Genomic DNA, 20183 nt, shown 5'->3' on the forward strand with positions numbered 1-20183 from the left:
ATGAAACTATATTATCATTATTTCCTTGTAGGGGTGGGATTACTAACAGGATGTAATTCATTTTTGGATAAAAAATCCGATATCCATATGACTATACCCAAGTCCTTGGATGATGCAAAGCTGTTGTTAAATGATTATACCAATTTGACAGGAGGGTTTCCTATATACGGGGAACTGGGCACGGATGACTATTATGTAACCGATGCTACCTGGAATGCAGCATCTTCATTGGATCAGCGCAATGCCTACATTTGGGCCGATGAACCTTATACGGATGCTATTCAGTGGCAAAGACCATATAAAGCTGTTTATGTTGCAAATCAGGTATTGGACATTTTAAAGGGGATTAATGCTGCTGATAATATGGAGGAGTATGCGCGTTGTAAAGGTGCCGCTCATTTTATACGCGTTATACGCGCGTATTCATTTCATCTATTGACAGAACTGCATTGTCCGGCTTATACGATAAATTCAGCACCTAATGACTTTGGAATCCCTTTGCGCCTGGAATCGGGAATAGACGGGAAGTCAAATCGTGCTAATCTGAAAGATACGTACGATCAGATTATCTCCGATTTTAAATCAGCGGCATCTAATCTCCCTATTGTAGAGAGCGTGAAAGGCAGGCCTTTTAAAGCATCGGCCTATGCGGGACTTGCTAGAGCCTATTTAGATATGGGAGATTTCGACAATGCATATTTATACGCAGACTCTTGTCTGCGGTTGAGACCTGAGTTGATCGATTTTAATAGTCTTAAGGCAACAGATGCTTTACCGATTCCAAAGTTTAATATTGAGGTTTTGTATTCGTCATTATCGACGACGCTAGGGATTATGGGAGCCAATTTTGCCTTGATGGACAAAGATTTATATAGCAGCTACCATACAAATGATCTGCGCAAAGGCATCTTTTTTAAGGCTACTAATAATCCCCCAAATTCCTTTTTATTTAAAGGTAGTTATGATAAATCTTCAGCCAATATTTTTATGGGGCTTACCACCAGTGAGGTTTATTTGATCAAAGCAGAAGCAGCCTGTCGTATCAGACATATAAAGGAGGCTTTAGTCTGTATAAATAAGTTACTCAAAAATCGTTGGAACAAGAACGCAACTTCCGAGGAAATTACTGAGAATGATCCTGATAAGTTATTGGCACTTATTGTCAACGAGCGCAGGAAAGAATTACTATTTAGAGGACGTCGTTGGGCAGACCTCAAAAGGCTCAATTTAGACCCCCGCTTTCAGAAAACATTAATAAGAACACTCGGGGAGGAGAAGTACTCTTTAGCGCCCAACAGTCCTAAATATGCTTACAGATTGTCAGAAACGGTGATAGACCTGGCAGGTCTTCCTCAAAATAAAAGATGAGAATTTAAAAATAAAACACATGAAAAATAGACTATTATACATATACTTAATTGCGCTGCTATGCAGTGTAGTTGTTGCGAAAGCTCAGCCAAATTTCAAGGTAAATCTTAAAAAAAGGTTATTGGTAGGGGATACTTTCATTGCGCCAGATAACGTGTCGCTAATACGTGGTAAACTCAAGAGAATAGATTGGAAAAAGTTGAAAAACAAAGTTGTTCTACTAGATTTTTTCGATACCTATTGTGCTTCGTGCATACAATTGATGCCGCATTTGCAGGATTTACAAGATACCTATGGTGATAAAATCCAAATAATTACCGTTACCTGGCAAGATAGGGAAACGATGGAGAAGTTCTTTGCTCAAAATCAGTATTTAAGCGATCATAAAGTAAATTTACCCGTAATTTATAACGATACCTATTTAAAAGATTTATTTCCACATCAGTCTGTGCCACATGAAGTACTTATCTATCACGGCCGTGTGCAAGCTATAACAGGACCAAACTATGTCACTGCGGAGAATTTGCTTAAATTACATAAGGAAAAGCAGATCAATCTCCCCTTAAGAGATGAGTATGGAAAGGCTGACTTAAAAGGCCAAACGAAAAGTGCATCAACAAATTTTAAAGCAGGTACGTTAATTGCCGGTTTTAAAGAGGGAATACCTTATCAATCATGGAGAATGGAATCAGACTCAACAACTGGACTTTACAAAAGTTCAGTTTATAATACATCTATCTATAGTGCATTGCTGGGACTGGCATCGAAAGCTAAATTGAAAAAGAAAATGTATGTGCCACGAATGGATCGAGTGATCTGGCAGGTAAAAGACTCTTCAAAGTTTTATGATTTCGAACAATCAGACCCGTTTTGGGAGACTAAAAATAGTATTTGCTATGAGCGATATGATTCTATAATCCGACCAGATTCAGTACGCGCACATAGTATACTAGAAGACTTTAAAAGCTTCTTTGGTGTAACCATAAAACCTGATGTGCGCAAAATCAAAGTTTTACGCTTAGTTCCTACAAAGGCCCGATCGGAAAGCAACCCAGAACCTACGGATGCGGTTACCTACAGAGGGACAGCTGTATTTGCTGGCTTTACAGATATGAGCATGCAATTTCCACCGATACTGGACGAAGTGAATAGCGATGTGAAATTAAGAATTGCGCCATACAATAACCTGGAAGAGTTGAATAAGCAGCTTGCCCGTTATGGGATTAAGGCTGAATATGGCTTTAGTGAAATGGATGTTTTGGTTATCGAAGAGTACTAAAAAAAAGGATAGGATATGGCGCATAGCCATATCCTTTTCTCATGCATATACTTATTCAACAACTATCTTGCTTTAAGTCTAACATTCGCCGTATTATTTTGCGAATCTAAAGCTTGCACCATTTCAGATAAGATAGCATTATCCAAATCTGGATGATTTGAACCATCATCATTAGCTTGAATGGCACACAATCGTTGAGTAGGGGTAGAACAGCTTGGTGTTCCACTCACCAGAGTATAATCATTTGCATTGGCAGGGTTTGACCCCGTAAAGCTATACCAACTCATAATTGTAAGGTTTAAAATGTTAATAAATTAGATTTATAATTCAGTACGCTGCAGTCGTACCGGCCCCCATACTGGTTACGGTTGCTCGTAACCGACGCTCTGGCGGGGTACTCCTTTTGCCAGACCGTTTTTTTACCCTTTGAACTTTTTTCTCCCAATTTCATGATTTCGTAGCTGTCTACTTGTGTTCCTTTTCTTATCACTAAGATCAAAAGAGATTCTGCTTATTCAATTTGGATATCCGAAGATCTGGATACCAAAATTGATAGTGATGGATATCAGTTTTCACAGCGGCAGCTGGCTGAAGTAGCTCACATTCATATGCAGGTAATTGGCCAGATCTTTATTCTGGATGCGGTTATAAGACCAGCCCAAACGCTCCACAAGTGCCGCCTTGCGCTCGGCCGCGGGTAAAAGCATCAGCTCAATACGTCGTTGCCTTTGCTTTGCCCATTCAAAGATCAAATCTCTGTAAGGGGAAATCAGTTGTTTGTATTGGGATAGGAGGTTGTCTAAGTCTCCCGCCCTTAATACAAACAAAACGCAGGGTTCCACACTGACAAAGCTATAATTGCTCTGATCGGATGGAAATATGCCAAAATCTCCCTCAAGCATAAAATGGGCAATATCGCCACTGAGTTGATTCTCCTTTTTCAGTATACCTGAATGGAGAAAGAAATTATCCTTCTCATGCAGCGATAAATAATGGTCTCTTTTGATACGTTTGATAAAAATATTGGACAGTAACTGTTCCTGCATCGCTGGAAGCAAGGATACATGTTGCATAATGGTCTGAATAAGTTTTTCCGTCGGTTCCTGATTCATAATCTATATTTAGCTGATAAAATAGTTGACTCCACCAGCGACAACATCGTCCTGGCCAGGTTCGGAAGTAGCTGATACGTTTTCTTCACGACGGATAAATTTTGAACTGCGTTGAGCAAGATCTCCTTTGGTCAACGTGACCTCGAGTCGGTGCCGAAAACAATAGGCGAGCACCTGGCCGTTTTTCAACGCAAATTCCAAACCGAGCGAATACAAATAAATAATCTGGTCTTCGGTTAGGGTGAAGGTGTTGATGATCCAATCGAAAAAATTGTCTTCAACATAGTCGGCTTCCAATTCAACTTGGCTATCATCTTTTTGATAAAGATCATACATTTTTTCGTCGACACCGCTTGATGTTAATGGGTACTTTTTTGTAAACATGGTTTAGTTTATTAAATTGTTAAAAATGGGGTGAATTCTTCCTCTTCTCAAAACTAATTAAAGCCCGTTTTTCCCGAAAATGGGTTTCCCAGATCATGATAAATTGGGACAATATCTGTAAATTAGGGACATTGTTTCTCGATAAAACTACACTATTGTGTAGTTAAGGTTATATAATTTATTGAATAAGCATTTGAATTGCTTATAATGGTTTTTATTATGCTTTATTATTAAATTCAATTCTGTATCTTAGCACCGACCCAAACTAGATCTTCTAATACAAGTTTTCTTATTTATTTAAAAGAATTTTCTATGCAACGTTTATACAAGCGACGGAAAGCTATTTTTAATGTTGGCAGATTGACCGTATCTTTTATCGGCTCCTATATTTTACTGGCCTATGGCGAACCAGAGGGCTTCTTTAAAATTTTTTTTGAGCCTGGATTTCGTTTGCAGCTTGCTCTGAACACAGCCGGGTTTTATCTCTTGTCTCTTCTGATCAGCTGGCTAATGGGCCAAAAAGTACCGTTGATTTCCAGGTTAAAATATAGTGCTCGCAGCTGGTTTTTGTTATTATTGAAAGGTATTTTCATTCCATCAATTGCGCTAGTCGTACTTTCCTATATTTACTTTTGGGTCCATGGGCAACAATTTAATTTTATCAATAACCTCAAGGTGATTTTTCCGATTTCCTTTTTGATGATAATGGTTTTTTTCGGATTTGAACTTACTATTCTTGGTATATATTATGGTACTGTATTCGCGCGAAACCTTAATATAAATCAGGTTAAGAAAATACAGGCACAAGAACAAAAGCATGATGATATTTTGCTGGAAAATGAGTTTGATTTCAGTCCATATCTATTGATCGAACTGGAGGAAAGACGTGTTATAGGACTGGATGCTGATGCCGTAAACCATAAATTGCCCTATTCGACCTTAAAGGAGGTAAAGGAGTTGCTAGCTGGCGATAATCGATTTTTCGCCACAGGGATCTGGTTGCTGCAGTATAAGGGGATTGGTTCGATAGAAAGGGAGGCCAACAGCAGAAATTGGAAAGTTTACCTTAAAAAACCTTGTGTCGGCTACCTTAAAGTAAATAAAAATGATCAGAAGCGGTTTGTATCCTGGTACGAGCAATGTGAAAAGCTAGAAGAAGAAAAAAGGAACACAAGATAAACCGAAATCATGCTCAAAAGAATTTCCTGTTGCGGTATGTGCCGATCAATTTTTCAGGCACCGGCTACGGATGGTTTCTACATCGATGCCGGTATAGGCGGCAAATTCCTCCACGGTGATGTACTGATTAAGTTCTTTGCCATAGGCATCTTTGATGGTCCGAAGAATACGGACCGCTTGTTTGTAACTCTTTCCCAAGAGGATACTCACGTCTTTTGCATAAATGCAGACACGTTGATTGCTCATAATTTATATTTACTTAATTGTTAAAAATAGCTTTTTAATCGGCTCATCAATCGTTGATCCTTAAGCACCCTTCAAGTAGGATAGAAGCACCATTTAAGTACATTTTTCCATGTCATAGTTTAGTACTATACCAGTACTATAGCTGTGCTTAACATGTGCTACAGCTGTACTGCACAATAAATGGTTATATGTATCGCTTTTTACCATCGGGAATGACCTGCTTTTTATTAACCTAAAGTTAGGTAATGTTATTTATATGTAAAATAGACAAATGATCCCATTTAACCCCATTTGGATACATGTAAGCCCACATCAGCCCATTCGAGACAAGCTCTGATTTTTGTCTATGCACCTTTGTTTCGTAATCCAATGATAAACAATCATGGCAAGACAAGTAAGTTTAGTAAAATTTGAAGGCAAGATCGGGGATCTTTCCTTCTACAAGGACAAACGCGGTTATCAGGCACGTATGAAAGGCGGCCCGTCCAAAGAACAGATCAATTCTGATCCGCGGTTCCAGCGAACAAAAGAAAATGGCCAGGAATTTGGTCGTGCGGCAAATGCTTCCAAAAAACTGCGTGAACAGCTACGCGAAGTCCTCAGCCAGGGCTCGGATGCAGCCTTTAGTAACCGCCTGACCGGACGTATGAATCGCGTCCTGCGCGCAGATGAAATCAATGGCAGGGGAGATCGCCAGGTGCTCGCCGCCAACCTTGGTCAATTGGTCGGCTTGGAGTGTAATCTCAAGGCGCAGCTCAAGGATGTTTTTTTCCTAAAAATCCGACCGACCTACGATCGTGCTACGGGTGACGGTTACATTGAAATACCGGCTATCATCGCAAAAAATGTGATCAAAGGGCTGGAAGGAGCTACGCATGTGCAGATCCAGCTCGTGGCGACGGAGTACGATGCTCAAAATCCGGATGCGGACGAAGTAGCCATTGCGCGGTCTGCGTACATGGATATCGGGAAGAGTGATTTGACAGCGGCGCAGAACCTAATTTTGACGTTGGAGCCTCAGCCTGAATCTGCCGTGTTGATCCTGATGGGTATCAGTTATTTTCAATTCGTCAACGGCGGATACTACCCTTTATCCAACGGTATGTACAATGCGTTGACCTTTGTTCAAGTGATCCAGCCGTAATCCTATGAAAACTAGGCACACCCTCAAGCTCGTGCGGAAATACGGGGATGAGGGAACAAATGGAACGATCACCTTCAATGGCGAGCATATCTGCCATACCATCGAACTGCCGGATCGCAACAACATCCAGCGGATCAGCTGTATTCCGATCGGTCAATATAAGCTCGAAAAAATCCGCTATCAGCGGCATGGCGAGCAGATCGGTATCCCGCATGTACTCAACCGCGAAGGTATTCTTATTCATGCGGCCAATAACGCACAGGATGAACTGCTGGGTTGTATCGCTCCAGTGACGACGCTCAGGGGGGAAGGCAAAGGTGATTACAGCGGCAAGGCATTGGCAAAGCTCAAAGCCCTGGTGTATAGCCTGTGGGATATGGGGGATGAAGTGTATTTGAGTATTCGTTAAACATGAAGGGCTGGAATAATCAATTGCTTTCTTTTGTGTCATCTTTTTAGTTCTCTGGCTATATGAATCAAACTCGCTACACTCGGACAGTGATTCATATTTACGCCAGATCCCGTCAAAGCTTGACAGTCAAAAAGCTATATTTTTTATTCCTTGCCCTTCATTTTAATCGATTTGGATGTTGGAGGCGGGATTGGCAGTCGGAACGCAAGGCTTTCAATTCCATGATCTCCTTAGATTAACGAAAGGTGTGTAGGTGGTGAAAGGGCAGGGTTGTGGTCAGCAGCGAATGACCAAAATCCTGTCTATCTAACGTAACAGAAATGAAAAAGATCTTTAACAAAATAGGACAGGTGCTGCAGCTGGTGCTGGCGGCTCCTGTTAAACTACCAGGAAAGGTAGGCAATGTACTGAAATATTTGGCATTGGGGCTGGGAATCGTGGAAACGGTATTGGATGAAGCTAAATCGCAACCGGAGGTGAAAGACAAAAAATCACCATCGGAAGCCGATTTAAATGCGGCAGACGGTAATGCCGAAACTGCGGCTGAAAGGAGTGCAGGGGATGAAACTGAATGATATCCGCATATCGGCTATAGGTGGTACCCTCTGTTCCCTCTGGGCCAGTATCTCGCTGGGTGATGTACTGCAAACCGCTCTTACAGCTGCCTTGGGTACCCTGGTCAGTTTCGCAACGAGTAGGCTACTGGCCAAATTGGGTAAACGGAAGAGATAAATTGGAACAAAAAGGCGCACAGGACAGTGCGCCTTTTTGTAACAGCCAAATCTTTACTTTTTTATCTTCTTTTTATTTCCGAAAACAGCCTATCGACATCTTTCTTAGCGAACAGTCCGGTTCCCTGCGCCATCGTGGTCGCCGAGCCACATGCAATTCCCATCTGAAGGACATGCTCGAGATCGCCTTGTTGGGCTAAAACAGACACCATTCCGGCCACCATACTGTCACCAGCTCCCACAGTACTACGTACTTTTACCACTGGGGAAGGCAGCTGGATTTTTTCTGTTTTTGAATATAATATAGCGCCCTGTGCACCTAGCGAGACCACGATTAAAGTTGCTTTACCCTCCGAAATTAGCTGCTGGGCGGCCATATCCAGATCGGAATGCCCCAATTCCTCTTTTCCCACAAGAGCAGCGAGCTCGCCGGCATTCGGTTTGATTAAATAGACACCTTCATCCAGTGCAAGGCGAAGTGCATCGCCAGATGTATCAATAATTATTTTACTGCCCTTCGTTTTGTACGTATTGATCAGTGATCGTGTAAACTCGGGCGGCATACCAGCAGGCATACTACCGCTGATAACGACAAAATCCGGAACATAAGTGAGTTCCTCAATTGAAGTCCTAATCCCCTCCAGTTCGTTGGATTCAAACTCTTCGCCTGGAAACCCGAATCGATATTGCTGATTCGTTGCGCTGTCAACTACAATAAAGTTTTCGCGGGTCTCGCCATTCACCCGAATAGGATCTATAGCAATATCTTCCAGCTGCAATAAGCTTTCGAGCAAACTGCCTGTCTTTCCCCCAGATGTAAAAAGAGCAGTGGAAGCCAGACCAAGTCTTTTCAGGGCACGAGATACGTTAATTCCTCCGCCACCAGGCTGATATATAGGTTTTTCACAGCGCAATTTCTTTTCAGGAACGATATGTGGTACGCTGGTACTTTTGTCTACGGATGGATTCAGGGTGATTGTTAAAATAGATTTTGCCATTTGTTTATATTATAAATGTGAATCATTGCTGTTGGTAGACGAGGTCTTTGCTCAGGCAGTGTTCTTCCCAGGGTAGTGTTATAAGCCGGCTATGCGCTTTAGGGGGAATGATACTTTTTGATGTTGGCAGGTAAAAATAATTTTTATTTCCACTGCTTAAGGTATCGCGTAGATCGGGGATCTTTTTGAGGCTGCGCTGCAAGGCTGCAAAAAATGCTTTTGCGGATTTGTCCGCTTGCTTCATGATCTGCCGTAAGTGGATAATTTCTCTTGTCCGGTCCGTTTCATAACCACCGCTTCCTGCAATGGTATATTCGGCTACAGGCGAGTCATAGAAGACACCTGAATCTACGCTGGTTTCCTGATCTGAAAAAGGATAGGTGGATAGGAAAAAACCATGATAATCCGCTGATGAAAAGCTTTTCAAAAATGCCGACTGATTTTCCTTGTTATATTTCACATAATTCCGTTTGCCTGAACGACGGTTTATCTTCTCAACATAGGCATGCGCCCGATGTTTTTCCATCGTTTCTCCGCAATGCTGAAAAAATAGCTCCGCTGGTATAGCAATCCAAAAGTATTGGCCCATTTTCTTTCCTATATTTAATTTAACTTCGATGTGTATTTGCGCAATTGCGGATCGTGTTACTGCGGTATTTCTTCCACCAGAATTTCATTCCCGGCATTATCATAATACGCACAGGTCATCTTGTCAAGAAAGACAGTCCATTTTTCGATACCACACGTTGCGCACATTGCCATAAAAGTGGGGTAATCTGTTTTGCCCTGTTGATGCTCTTTTAAACCTTTTTTGAACGGTTCAGCGTCAACAGTACCACCAATAGTCAATGGTTCATGACTAGCTGGTGAGCTGGTTTTGTAATGATTATCACCATAATAATCAGAGTGCCCCTCTGCAACAAAAACGTCGTAAGCGGTAACCCCTAATTTTTTGATCTCCTGGATATAGGCAGGAAAGTCCGCGCCTGATTTTACTTGGTTATGCGCTGTTTTAATTTGTTCTATTGTAAACATATTTTCTTGATTTACAGTGTTAACCCCTCTCAAATATCCTCCCATTTGGTAGTTAAGTAAATAAACTAAAGAAACAAAGCGCCAACCGAGGTTGCAGAAGTTATCTTATTTTTTATTATCTTAATTGAACTAAAGATAATGAAACAGACGTACAATAATGCTTGAACAGTTCAAAAAACACCTGGATAAATTTATAATAATTTCCAACGATGAATTTGTCGATATAACCGGATATTTTGAGCGGCAGCGCCTTAAGAAGAAAGAAAACGTATTGACCGAAGGGCAGATCTGCAAATCAAGTTATTTTGTACTGGATGGAATTCTGCGAAAATTTTTTATCAATGAAAAGGGTGTGCAGCAGACAACTGAATTCGCCATTGAAAACTGGTGGATGACAGAGACCTTCTCTTATATCAATCAGACCGCCACAGAATTTTACATCCAGGCTGTACAGCCTACGGAAGTGCTGGTCATTCGCCAGCATGCCTTCGATGATTTGCTGGAAAAGCACCCGGTCATGGAGAAGTATTTTCGCATGGTGTACCAGAAAGCGTATGCTGCTGCACAGATGCGTGTCAAGCTGCTTTACGAGCACTCCAGGGAGGAGCTATACCGTCAATTCCTCAAGAACCAGCCTGCATTTCTGCAGCGCGTACCTCAATATCTCGTAGCTTCCTATCTGGGCTTTACACCGGAGTATCTCAGCGAAATCCGCAAAAAGAATTTTTCTTAAACCCGTTTAAGTTTTTCCGGCTCTCCATTTTCCAAATTTGTAGTATCAAATTAAAAAATAAGAATCATGGAAAAACGAATTAACATCAGCACAACGGAACCACTGGCATTCAAAGCAATGTTAGGATTGGAAGGTTATCTTTCAAAAATTGAGATCGCGCAAACGCTTAAAGAGCTCGTCAAAATCCGTGCATCACAGATCAACAACTGTGCGTACTGTATCAGCATGCACACCAAGGATGCCATTAAAAACGGTGAAAGACCCGAGCGTATCTTTTTGGTGAGTGCCTGGAGGGAAGCGACCAAATTTTTTACCGAAGAGGAGCAGGCCATACTGGCAATGACCGAGGAAATAACCCTTATCCACCAGCAGGGATTAAGTGAAGAAACCTACAGCAAGGCGTCCCAATTTTTTAATGAAAATCAAATTGCTCAGATCATTATGCTCATCGTCACCATCAATGGCTGGAACCGCATTGCCTTGAGTACGCATCTGGAAATAGAAGATTAGAGCTCAGGAATACAGGGAGCTGTAGCAATAAACCAGAAGTATTCCGTTAGCTCCCTCTATTTAAAAATTCCTAAAGGACACAGGCATATCAAAACAGGGTATTTCAAAGATTTGATCGGCAGTGATATCCAAAAATTAGGGCAAGGCCCGGTAACAGCATTGGAACGGTAGGAATTCTGGTACAACATCGCAAACCTTCGGAATAGAACGGAAAGGTGAACTCCACAACAAAGAAAATTTGAACTTCACAACAAAACGGCGTAACAGCTATTCCACGAATTTTGTAGAAGAATAAAAACAAAGGGTTATGTGGATAAAAAATAACATTCCTGATTTATCAGGGAAAATAGCAATCGTTACCGGATCAAATACTGGTATCGGATTCGAAACAGCAAAAGCATTGTTTGCAGCAGGCGCACAGGTGACCATCGCTGCACGAGATGTACAAAAAGCAAAAAATGCGATCCAAAAAATCCAATCCCACACGGCAGGGACCGGAACATTGGACTATGGAAAGCTGGACCTCGCAAACATTGGACAGGTTCGAGAATTTGCAGATCTCTTTATGCAAAAGCATACAAAACTGGATATTCTCGTCAACAATGCCGGAATAATGGTGCCCCCAGCTGCTAAAACGGATGACGGATTTGAATTGCAGTTCGGTGTAAACTTTATGGGGCATTTTGCGCTGACAGGATATCTGCTGCCGCTACTTAAGCAGACTGCCAACGCCCGGGTAGTGACACTTTCCAGTGGGGCGGCTACGTTGGTGGATAGCATAGATTTTGACAACCTCAGATTGGAAAAGAGCTATGACGAATGGCGTGAATATGCGGTGAGCAAACTGGCAGATATCTTGTTCAGCTATGAGCTGGACAGGAGATTCAAAAATGCTCGTATGTCAGCGATTTCTGTGGCGGCGCACCCGGGTGTTACGCGAACCGATTTACAGCGGAATATACCGGATGAAAATCTGGAAGGCATGTTTGCTGCATTTGATCAGGTGATGGATCCCTGGCAGGGAGCTTTGCCCAGCTTATTTGCAGCGACAGATGCGTCGGTTGAAGGCGGGAAATTTTACGGCCCGGATGGTCCGAAAGAATATGCGGGATATCCGGCGCTATCAAACCATCATACCGCAGCGATGAACGATGAAGCGCTTGCCAAAATGCTCTGGGAATATGCAGAAAATGCCATACAGTTGACCTACAAATTCAAATAATTCATCCGAAATGAACAATCAAACAGTTTTAGTAACCGGTGGTACCGGATTTTTAGGCGTTAATACTATTCTTGCACTACTTGAGCGGGGATTTACCGTAAGAACAACACTGCGCACGCTCGCCCGCAAGAACGAAATCTTGGATGCGCTGAGCGAAGGCGGCATCAGCACGTTTGATCAGCTATCTTTTTATCAGGCCGATCTGCTTTCCGACAGCGGTTGGGATGAAGCGGCGCAGGGATGTGACTATGTCCTGCATGTGGCCTCGCCATTTGTCGCCGATCAGCCCAAAGACGAAAACGAGCTGATTATCCCTGCCAGAGAAGGTACGTTGAGAGCCTTGAAAGCCGCGAAAAGGGCAGGCGTCAAACGTGTCGTGCTCACATCCTCTTTTGCTGCGATCGGTTATAGCATCGATCCCAAAAATCATGTTTTTACGGAGCTCGACTGGACCGATGAAAACGCACCGATACAGGCCTATATAAAGTCAAAAACAATTGCAGAAAAGGCCGCTTGGCAATTTATGGAGGATGCTGCCACAGCTATGGAGTTAACGGTCATTAATCCCGTCGGAATTTTTGGCCCCATCCTCGGCGGTATTTCCTCGGCCTCGCTGGATACTGTCGTTAAGGGTATTGTTGACGGACTCGTCAAGGAAAATGCACCATTTACATTTGGTGTGGTAGATGTACGCGATGTCGCTGATATCCATATCAAAGCGATGTTACACCCTGAAGCGGCCGGACAGCGATTTCTGGCAACTTCGGAAGGGGCTATGTCTTTTTATGATGTAGCCGAACTGATCAAAAAGGAACGTCCCAAACTGGCCGGAAAAATTGCTGCCCTGCAGCCTACACCACCCCAAGAGTATACAAAGATGTCCAACAAAAAAGCGGCAGAAATGTTCGGCTGGCACCCGCGTGCGAAAGAACAGGCGATACTTGCAAGCGTGGACAGTTTAAAATTTAGTCAGGTACAGGATTAAACGTTAGGGATCAGTATATTTGGTAAACCATGAAAGTAAATAACATCCAATCCTGTCACTTGGGTCCAGAGATCTCCCCCGAAAACTATATACCGGAAAACTATTTTCTATATTTATTGAGGGGAGATATGAAGGCTTATGACGGCGAAAAAAACTACAGCATGAAACCGGGCGACTATTGTATCGCCCGGAAAAATCATTTGGTACGTTATACAAAATATAAGGACAATGATGAATTTGAAAAAATCATCATCACCCTGGATGAGGAATTCCTGAAGCGCTTTCTTGAACGCCATGTTTATGAAATTCGGCCATCAGCCATAGGCGACTCCTTTATTTTCATACCGGAAAATAGGCTTATCAAGAATTTTATAACATCCCTGGAACCGTATTATACCGGCGATCTGGAGATCAGTGCAGATTTTGTTGATGTCAAGAGAGAGGAATTACTGATTATTCTGTTGAAATCGAATCCTGACCTCATTCATATATTGTTCAATTTCTCGTTACCTGACCGGATTAATTTAAAGGAATACATGAACAAAAATTTTAGGTTTAACATCAGCCTGCAAAAATTTGCATTTTTTACGGGGAGGAGCCTATCGACCTTCAAGCGGGATTTTCAGCGTGTATTCGGAATGGCTCCGGGCACCTGGCTCAAGAAAAAAAGATTGCAGGAGGCCTATTTTCTAATTGCCGAGCAATCCAGAAAGCCGAGTGATGTCTATCTTGAAGTAGGTTTTGAAGATCTGTCGCATTTTTCTTTTGCGTTCAAGAAAGAATTCGGAAAGACACCAAATGAGATAGCAAAGCCCGTTTCAAATCGGATTCAATAACAAGTAGCAAAAGTCCAACTATAAAAAACCTCCCCCTGACATTTCATCTACAATGCTGTTCTTGATGCTGAAATAATCGTTAAGGAAACCATCAGATTGCAGAAGAACATTTACTGACACCCTGAACGTAAAAAACATAGAGCCGCCGCGCGTTTTGCAGATTACTTCATCCTTCATCGCCTCAACGATTAATATTCCCTTTTTAACGATACTTTATGCCCGTCCGATGGAAAGTGAATTCGGCGGACGGTAAATAGGCCTAGATTTACATCAGTAAACACAAATCAATCATTCAAAATTTAATATTATGGAAATTATTCAAACCTCAGAAAACGCATTGTCACATTCAGCAGTTACAGCAATCATCAATGCACCAATTGAGAAAGTAAATATCGCCGATTGGTTATTGAACCTGCCCGACGCAGAATATCAGAGATGCTCTACCCAGCATATCGGTGCAGCAATATCCACAACATTTGACGGAGAACCGGTTTCACTTAATGTCGAAACAATAGGAGACGCATTAATGGTACAGCATTACGTAGCCGTTGTCCATGAACCGGATTACTGTCGGATGCTTTCGATTTCAGATTCAATCACCAAAGGAGGCCGTACAAAAGTTCAGGTGCTTTGGGAGCTTAAGGCCACCAAAATTGACGATAACTCCTGTCTTTACACCAATGAGATCCATGCAACTGCTACTCCTGAAATGCTGGCTTATATCAAAGAAAATGGCATCAATCTTTCGGATGCAGCTGCAGCAAGACAGGCCGCTTCGGATGCACACAACCATGAGGAGACTCCGAACTTTGCTAAAAGTATCGAAAATAAAGCCCTTACAGGAAAATACAATCAGCCTTTCTAACAGCAAGTAGGCGTACCATTAATTGCGCCTAATAAAACTCTTTTAAAAATGGAAGCGACATTATTTAAACGACTGATCGGTACCTGGACTTTGGTGGAACTGATCGAAGTGAGGCTCGAAAATGGTGATATTTCATATCCGATGGGAAAATCACCCAAGGGTCTCATCATATATAATCCTGACGGTTATATGTCAGCACAGATTATGAATCCTAAACGGAAGAACTTTAGTCAAGAGCACTGGACCGGTGCTACTGCAGGAGAGTATGTGCAGGAAAGCTCTACCTATTTAGCCTATTCTGGTCCATTTGATACTGATGAAGTAAAACAGACATTAAGTCATACGATGTTTATTTCGCTTTTTCCAAACTGGACCGGTCAAACACAGAATAGGTTGATACATTTTGATAATGAATATCTGTTTTTGGAAAGTGGCAAACCTTTTCTCTCAGCGGGAAAAGAAGTTGTGCACAAACTGAAATGGAAAAGAGCTGAAAATTTAAGAACAAATAATTGAAACATATGAAAGCGGTCGCAATAACAAGCTACGGCGGGCCCGAGGTCCTGCAGCTGAGAGAATTTGAAACGCCAATACCCACAGCAGACCAAGTCCTGATCGAAGTAAAAGCGGCGGGGCTCAATAGATCTGATATTTTTCAACGGGAGGGCAATTATCCTCCTCCTGCCGGTGTACCCGCAGACATACTGGGACTGGAAATAGCTGGTATAATCGTAGCATGCGGTCCACAGGTCGCAAACTTTAAAGTGGGCGATAAGGTTTGCGCACTGCTCGCTGGTGGCGGGTACGCCGAATTTGTAACTGTGCGTGAAGGGCAATGCCTTGAAATACCCGCTGATCTCACTTATGCTGAGGCTGCAAGTTTACCAGAGACAGTTTTTACCGTATGGTCAAATGTCTTTCAGAGAGCGGCATTGAAGCCTCGTGAAACTCTTCTGATCCACGGAGGTAATAGTGGAATTGGTATTACAGGCATACAGTTGGCGCATGCGCTTGGGTCACGCGTCGTTGTGACCGTGGGCTCAGATGAAAAAGGTCAGAACTGTATTGACCTGGGGGCAGATTTTTATATCAACTATAAAAAGCAGGATTTCGAGAAAGAACTGATGCAGGAAGGTGTAGATGTTATCCTGGATATGATCGGCGGGGACTATGTCCGAAAGAACATCAATATCCTTAAACCTGAAGGGCGGCTTGTCTATATCAATGCTGTATCTGGCAGTCATGTGGATCTTGACATCTGGCAGATGATGATCAAGCGTCTAACGATCACAGGGAGTACCTTAAGAAGCCGGGATTATGAGTTTAAGAAATATTTAACAGCCGAAGTTAAAAAAAACGTATGGCCGCTGCTTGAATCAAAAAAGATAAGACCTGTCATTTTTCAGACATTTCCCTTTAGCGAAGCTATTCAAGCACATAAGCTGTTAGAAGAAGGGACGCACACAGGTAAAATTATTCTTGTTCGATAGCGCAGGTCATTTACATTAGAAAAATAACACTAAAAACATTCATATTATGAAAGCAAACATTGGAATAAACGAAGTAAGCAAAGATGCTGTTGCTGCACAATTGGCAAAATTATTGGCTGATGAAACTGTCCTTTATATCAAGACCCGAAATGCACACTGGAACGTTACGGGAGACAATTTTCACGCAAACCACATATTCTTTGAGGAGCAGTACAAGAAGCTGGACGAACTTATTGACAGCGTTGCTGAACGCCTGCGTAAAATCGGGCATTATGCACCAGCAACCATGAAGAGCTACCTGGAATTGACACACCTTACCGAGTATAGTGACAGGACAAATGATGGTCTTGGCTACATGAAAGACCTGCTGGCAGACCACGAAAGTATCATTGAATTTTTACGTGGAAATATTACACCTTTTGCCGAGGAATATAAAGATTATGGAACCAGCGACTTCATTACGGGACTGATGGAAAGCCATGAGGAGATGGCATGGATGATCCGTTCCTATTTTAGATAGGAGCTATTGGTTAGTGATAAAAAAAGAAAGTAATAAGTATATTTGTCATAATAACATATATACTTATTACTATGAAAGCTCTGATTGTTGACGATAATGATATTGCTAGAACGACCTTGGCCCATTTGGCAAAGCAGGTTCCGGATCTTACCATCGTGCAGGAATTTTCAAACGCTATGGAGGCCTACCATTTTATTCAGAAAAACGAGGTTGACCTGCTCTTTCTAGATATTGAAATGCCTGAAATGACAGGTATTGAGCTTACCAAAAGTTTATCTGGTAAAGATACAATCATCATTTTCACTTCCTCCAAAAAGGAATATGCAATCGAGGCTTTTGAGCTTAATATCGCGGATTATATTTTAAAGCCCATTTCTCCTGTCCGGTTTTTACAGGCCGTAGAGAAAGCCCAGGCAATCCTGGATAGCCGAAAAGACCATGTGCATATCAGTAACGATGAATTTTTGTTTGTCCGAGATGCTAACGTGACAAGACGCCTGAAGCTTGAAGATATCTTTTACGCAGAGGCAATGGGAGATTATGTAAAATTTTATACAAAAGAAAAGATGTTTGCCATTCATGGCAAGATGAAAACTGCGGAAGAGCGTTTACCGAAGAATGATTTTATCAGGGTGCATCGGTCCTTTATTGTATCAATCAGTAAAATAGATACTTTACAGGACGGTGGTATTGTGATAAACGGTACATTCATTCCGGTAGCAGATGCGTATCGCAAGGCTTTAAATACAAGAATGAATGTATTTTAAATCACCTGCTGTTTTTATTCTTAAGGTATTACTTAACCAATCCTCTTAACTTTTGTTTATGACAAGTAATTCTATAATGAACAGTAAACGGTTTAGCTACTTTATAATTCTGACATTTATAGCGGGAACAATACTGCTGATTGCCGTTCAGGTCAATTCGGCCAGAAATACAGAAGCACTTATTCATAACAATAACACACTGCTGAACGAGTTGCGTGCGAGCAATCATCTGCGGGAAATCGATCGCGATATCCTTGGTGTGGAAAGTAGGATCAGAGCATCAATAGCCACTAACGATACGACCCATCTGGAAGGTATCGATAAAAAGATAAATCAGATCGAGAACTTTCTGGATTCCTTGTCCAGGGATAATTCCGATCCTGTTGAAGAAAAGCTGATACAACGGCTGGGCGTCCTTGCAATGGACAAAAAAATAGTCCGGGATAGGCTTTTGGCACGGTATAATTCTCTTGGAAACATGGATGATCAAACCTCAATTGCCAATCCAAGAGCCCGAATCATTTCCAACGAAATTACGGGAATAACAGCTAAGATCTATAGAAGTAGGCAATTGCACATGAGTGAGCTCAGCTTGCAGAGTGAGGAAATGGGCAGAAAAGCACGGCTATACGATATTTCCCTATTGGTTTTATTGATTTTGAGCGGTTCGGTAGTCGGTTTCCATATCCTACGCCAGTTTCGCCGGCAACGTGTGCTGATCGAGGAATTGGACGCTGCTGAAAAGAAAGCTTCCATTGCCGCGCAGACCAAGGAGAACTTCCTTGCCAATATGAGCCACGAAATCAGAACCCCACTCAGTGGAATTCTCGGATTTACAAACCTGCTGCAAAAAAGAAACCTGGACGCGACCTCTTCTGAGTTTGTTTCCTCAATTCAACAGTCGGGAGAGAATCTAATGACGATCATCAACGATATTTTGGACCTATCCAAAATCGAGGCCGGTATGATGCGTATTACTGTCGGTACATTCAGTATCAGTGGGTTGTTAAATTCTGTAGAAACCTTCTTCACTGAAAGGGCAAAAGAAAAAGGGCTTTCGATTTCAAGTAAGGTCGATGTCTCCATTCCCGATACACTGACAGGGGATGCAACCAGGTTAACCCAGATTTTGGTAAACTTGATTGGAAATGCCATTAAATTTACCAAACAGGGCAGTATACATATCGAAATTTACCAAAAGAGCAGGAGCGAAAAGGAAGTTGTGGTTGGATTTGTCGTCACAGATACCGGAATTGGAATTGACAAGGAAAAACTCAATGAAGTTTTTGAACGCTTTAATCAAGGCGAAGATTCCATTACCCGCAATTATGGCGGAACAGGACTCGGCTTGTCTATCGTAAAAAACCTCGTACTACTCCAGCATGGCGACATTGAAGTACAGAGCGAGCAGGGAAGCGGCACAACGTTCAAGTTTTTTATTCCCTACGGTATAGCACAAGAGCAACTAGTAATAGCACCCCTGGCTCATACTGATTATTTTAAAGATCAATCCAATGTACCGCTTCATATTTTGGTGGTTGATGATAATATGATGAACCAGAGCCTGATGAAGCATCTGCTCGGACAATGGAATGTAGATTTTGACATTGTTTCCAATGGACAGGAGGCCGTAGAGTATCTAAAAAATAATCACGCCGACCTTGTGTTGATGGATTTACAGATGCCCCAGATGGATGGTTATGCTGCAACGCAACACATCAGGGAAGTGTTGCAATTGGATATTCCGATCATTGCCATGACTGCGCACGCTTTGGCAGGTGAACGAGAAAAATGCCTTAGCAGAGGAATGAACGAATATATTTCCAAACCCATCAATGAAGAAGAGCTCTTTAAGCTTATTTCACATTTTGGCATCGGATTCCAGCCTACAGTGCAGTTTGAAGAAATTGCGGATAAGGGGAAGTATACTTATTTGGACCTTGCTTACATGCATTCGGTAAGTAGGGGGGACGCCGCTTTCGAGCGGACAGTCACCCGCCAGTTTATCGACAAAGTTCCAGGCCAGCTTCAGGAGCTAAAGGCCGCTTACGCAAGTCAGGACTTCTCCAGATTTAAATTAAGGGCACATGATTTTAAAACCAGCGTCGCCATTATGGGATTGCTTCCTGTGCTTGATGATAAGCTGGGAATACTTGAACTGACAACCGAACAGAACACCTTATCGGAAGGTGTTTTAACCGAAGTCGTACAGATCCTTACCACAGCCGTCGAAGAAGCTCAACGTTTATTAGCAAGCTATACGAACTAAGTTCTACATGAACAATACGTAATTGAAAAGATCATCAGGTCATGCTTGATGATCTTTTTTGTTGTCTTTTTAACGACTCATTTTGCCCATTCGTCGAA

25 protein-coding genes are annotated in these 20183 nt (G+C 42.2%); 18 read left to right on the forward strand and 7 right to left on the reverse strand.

From position 1 onward, the window contains the following. Positions 1–1368 carry a RagB/SusD family nutrient uptake outer membrane protein gene (locus HS960_RS05590; protein WP_182331691.1) on the forward strand — a complete coding sequence of 456 codons (1368 nt, stop codon included), beginning with the start codon at positions 1–3 and terminating at the stop codon, positions 1366–1368. A 19-nt stretch (positions 1369–1387) separates the two neighbouring features. Next, positions 1388–2647: a TlpA family protein disulfide reductase gene (locus HS960_RS05595; protein ID WP_182331693.1), complete on the forward strand. Its 1260-nt coding sequence runs from the start codon at positions 1388–1390 to the stop codon at positions 2645–2647. A gap of 62 nt (positions 2648–2709) precedes the next feature. Here the strand turns inward: HS960_RS05595 and HS960_RS05600 are convergent, their stop codons facing one another. The 3 genes from HS960_RS05600 to HS960_RS05610 form a co-directional block, all read right to left on the reverse strand. After that, positions 2710–2934, reverse strand: coding sequence for a hypothetical protein (locus tag HS960_RS05600; RefSeq protein WP_153848719.1), 225 nt, complete (start codon positions 2932–2934; stop codon positions 2710–2712). 285 nt (positions 2935–3219) lie between these two features. Further along, complete coding sequence (locus HS960_RS05605; protein ID WP_182331695.1) at positions 3220–3759, reverse strand: cyclic nucleotide-binding domain-containing protein; 540 nt, start codon at positions 3757–3759, stop codon at positions 3220–3222. Between the two features lie 9 nt (positions 3760–3768). Beyond that, complete coding sequence (locus HS960_RS05610) at positions 3769–4143, reverse strand: hypothetical protein (RefSeq protein ID WP_182331697.1); 375 nt, start codon at positions 4141–4143, stop codon at positions 3769–3771. A gap of 312 nt (positions 4144–4455) precedes the next feature. Here HS960_RS05610 and HS960_RS05615 point away from each other — a divergent pair, with 312 nt between their 5' ends. Next, positions 4456–5322: a hypothetical protein gene (locus HS960_RS05615; protein ID WP_182331699.1), complete on the forward strand. Its 867-nt coding sequence runs from the start codon at positions 4456–4458 to the stop codon at positions 5320–5322. A gap of 45 nt (positions 5323–5367) precedes the next feature. On the opposite strand, the gene HS960_RS05620 is transcribed toward HS960_RS05615, so the two are convergent. Further along, complete coding sequence (locus HS960_RS05620; RefSeq protein ID WP_120333975.1) at positions 5368–5568, reverse strand: hypothetical protein; 201 nt, start codon at positions 5566–5568, stop codon at positions 5368–5370. Positions 5569–5950: 382 nt separating this feature from the next. Between HS960_RS05620 and HS960_RS05625 the strand changes: the two genes are divergently transcribed. The 4 genes from HS960_RS05625 (at position 5951) to HS960_RS05640 (ending at position 7856) form a co-directional block, all read left to right on the forward strand. Further along, positions 5951–6712 (forward strand): hypothetical protein, encoded by a 762-nt coding sequence (locus HS960_RS05625; protein WP_182331701.1) that lies wholly within the window; start codon positions 5951–5953, stop codon positions 6710–6712. 4 nt (positions 6713–6716) lie between these two features. Continuing rightward, positions 6717–7121 (forward strand): DUF5675 family protein, encoded by a 405-nt coding sequence (locus HS960_RS05630; protein WP_182331703.1) that lies wholly within the window; start codon positions 6717–6719, stop codon positions 7119–7121. A gap of 323 nt (positions 7122–7444) precedes the next feature. Beyond that, complete coding sequence (locus tag HS960_RS05635) at positions 7445–7699, forward strand: hypothetical protein (RefSeq protein ID WP_182331705.1); 255 nt, start codon at positions 7445–7447, stop codon at positions 7697–7699. Then, positions 7686–7856 (forward strand): hypothetical protein, encoded by a 171-nt coding sequence (locus HS960_RS05640; protein WP_182331707.1) that lies wholly within the window; start codon positions 7686–7688, stop codon positions 7854–7856. The genes HS960_RS05635 and HS960_RS05640 overlap by 14 nt, the downstream gene beginning before the upstream one ends. A 61-nt stretch (positions 7857–7917) precedes the next feature. On the opposite strand, the gene HS960_RS05645 is transcribed toward HS960_RS05640, so the two are convergent. Genes HS960_RS05645 through HS960_RS05655 form a run of 3 tightly spaced genes read right to left on the reverse strand, consistent with a single transcriptional unit; the run spans position 7918 to position 9888 of the window. Beyond that, on the reverse strand, positions 7918–8853 hold the full coding sequence (locus tag HS960_RS05645) for a 1-phosphofructokinase family hexose kinase (protein WP_182331709.1): 936 nt from the start codon (positions 8851–8853) through the stop codon (positions 7918–7920). Positions 8854–8875: 22 nt separating this feature from the next. Beyond that, positions 8876–9442 (reverse strand): hypothetical protein, encoded by a 567-nt coding sequence (locus HS960_RS05650; RefSeq protein WP_182331711.1) that lies wholly within the window; start codon positions 9440–9442, stop codon positions 8876–8878. Positions 9443–9498: 56 nt separating this feature from the next. Then, a complete protein-coding gene (locus HS960_RS05655; protein ID WP_182331712.1) occupies positions 9499–9888 on the reverse strand; it encodes a DUF1398 domain-containing protein in 390 nt (129 codons plus the stop codon). 157 nt (positions 9889–10045) lie between these two features. On the opposite strand from HS960_RS05655, the gene HS960_RS05660 reads away from it, so the two are divergent. The 11 genes from HS960_RS05660 (at position 10046) to HS960_RS05710 (ending at position 20085) form a co-directional block, all read left to right on the forward strand. Continuing rightward, positions 10046–10621 (forward strand): Crp/Fnr family transcriptional regulator, encoded by a 576-nt coding sequence (locus HS960_RS05660; RefSeq protein ID WP_182331714.1) that lies wholly within the window; start codon positions 10046–10048, stop codon positions 10619–10621. A 66-nt stretch (positions 10622–10687) separates the two neighbouring features. Then, positions 10688–11131 (forward strand): carboxymuconolactone decarboxylase family protein, encoded by a 444-nt coding sequence (locus tag HS960_RS05665; RefSeq protein ID WP_075992971.1) that lies wholly within the window; start codon positions 10688–10690, stop codon positions 11129–11131. Between the two features lie 307 nt (positions 11132–11438). Further along, on the forward strand, positions 11439–12353 hold the full coding sequence (locus HS960_RS05670) for an oxidoreductase (protein WP_182331716.1): 915 nt from the start codon (positions 11439–11441) through the stop codon (positions 12351–12353). A 10-nt stretch (positions 12354–12363) separates the two neighbouring features. Then, positions 12364–13338 (forward strand): SDR family oxidoreductase, encoded by a 975-nt coding sequence (locus HS960_RS05675; RefSeq protein WP_182331718.1) that lies wholly within the window; start codon positions 12364–12366, stop codon positions 13336–13338. Between the two features lie 29 nt (positions 13339–13367). Then, the gene (locus HS960_RS05680) at positions 13368–14174 is read left to right on the forward strand and encodes a helix-turn-helix domain-containing protein (protein WP_182331720.1); all 807 of its coding nucleotides are present in this window, start codon (positions 13368–13370) and stop codon (positions 14172–14174) included. Positions 14175–14481: 307 nt separating this feature from the next. After that, a complete protein-coding gene (locus HS960_RS05685; protein WP_182331722.1) occupies positions 14482–15039 on the forward strand; it encodes a hypothetical protein in 558 nt (185 codons plus the stop codon). Positions 15040–15087: 48 nt separating this feature from the next. After that, positions 15088–15555 carry a lipocalin-like domain-containing protein gene (locus tag HS960_RS05690; RefSeq protein ID WP_182331723.1) on the forward strand — a complete coding sequence of 156 codons (468 nt, stop codon included), beginning with the start codon at positions 15088–15090 and terminating at the stop codon, positions 15553–15555. A gap of 5 nt (positions 15556–15560) precedes the next feature. Further along, positions 15561–16529, forward strand: a complete 969-nt coding sequence (locus HS960_RS05695) for an NAD(P)H-quinone oxidoreductase (RefSeq protein ID WP_182331725.1) — start codon at positions 15561–15563, stop codon at positions 16527–16529. Between the two features lie 46 nt (positions 16530–16575). Continuing rightward, positions 16576–17049: a Dps family protein gene (locus tag HS960_RS05700; protein ID WP_182331726.1), complete on the forward strand. Its 474-nt coding sequence runs from the start codon at positions 16576–16578 to the stop codon at positions 17047–17049. Positions 17050–17120: 71 nt separating this feature from the next. Beyond that, on the forward strand, positions 17121–17816 hold the full coding sequence (locus tag HS960_RS05705; protein WP_182331728.1) for a LytR/AlgR family response regulator transcription factor: 696 nt from the start codon (positions 17121–17123) through the stop codon (positions 17814–17816). Positions 17817–17892: 76 nt separating this feature from the next. Continuing rightward, positions 17893–20085 (forward strand): ATP-binding protein, encoded by a 2193-nt coding sequence (locus tag HS960_RS05710; RefSeq protein WP_182331730.1) that lies wholly within the window; start codon positions 17893–17895, stop codon positions 20083–20085. Positions 20086–20183 lie beyond the last annotated feature (98 nt).

The organism is Sphingobacterium paramultivorum (genome assembly GCF_014109745.1).
Taxonomy (GTDB): Bacteria; Bacteroidota; Bacteroidia; order Sphingobacteriales; family Sphingobacteriaceae; genus Sphingobacterium; species Sphingobacterium paramultivorum.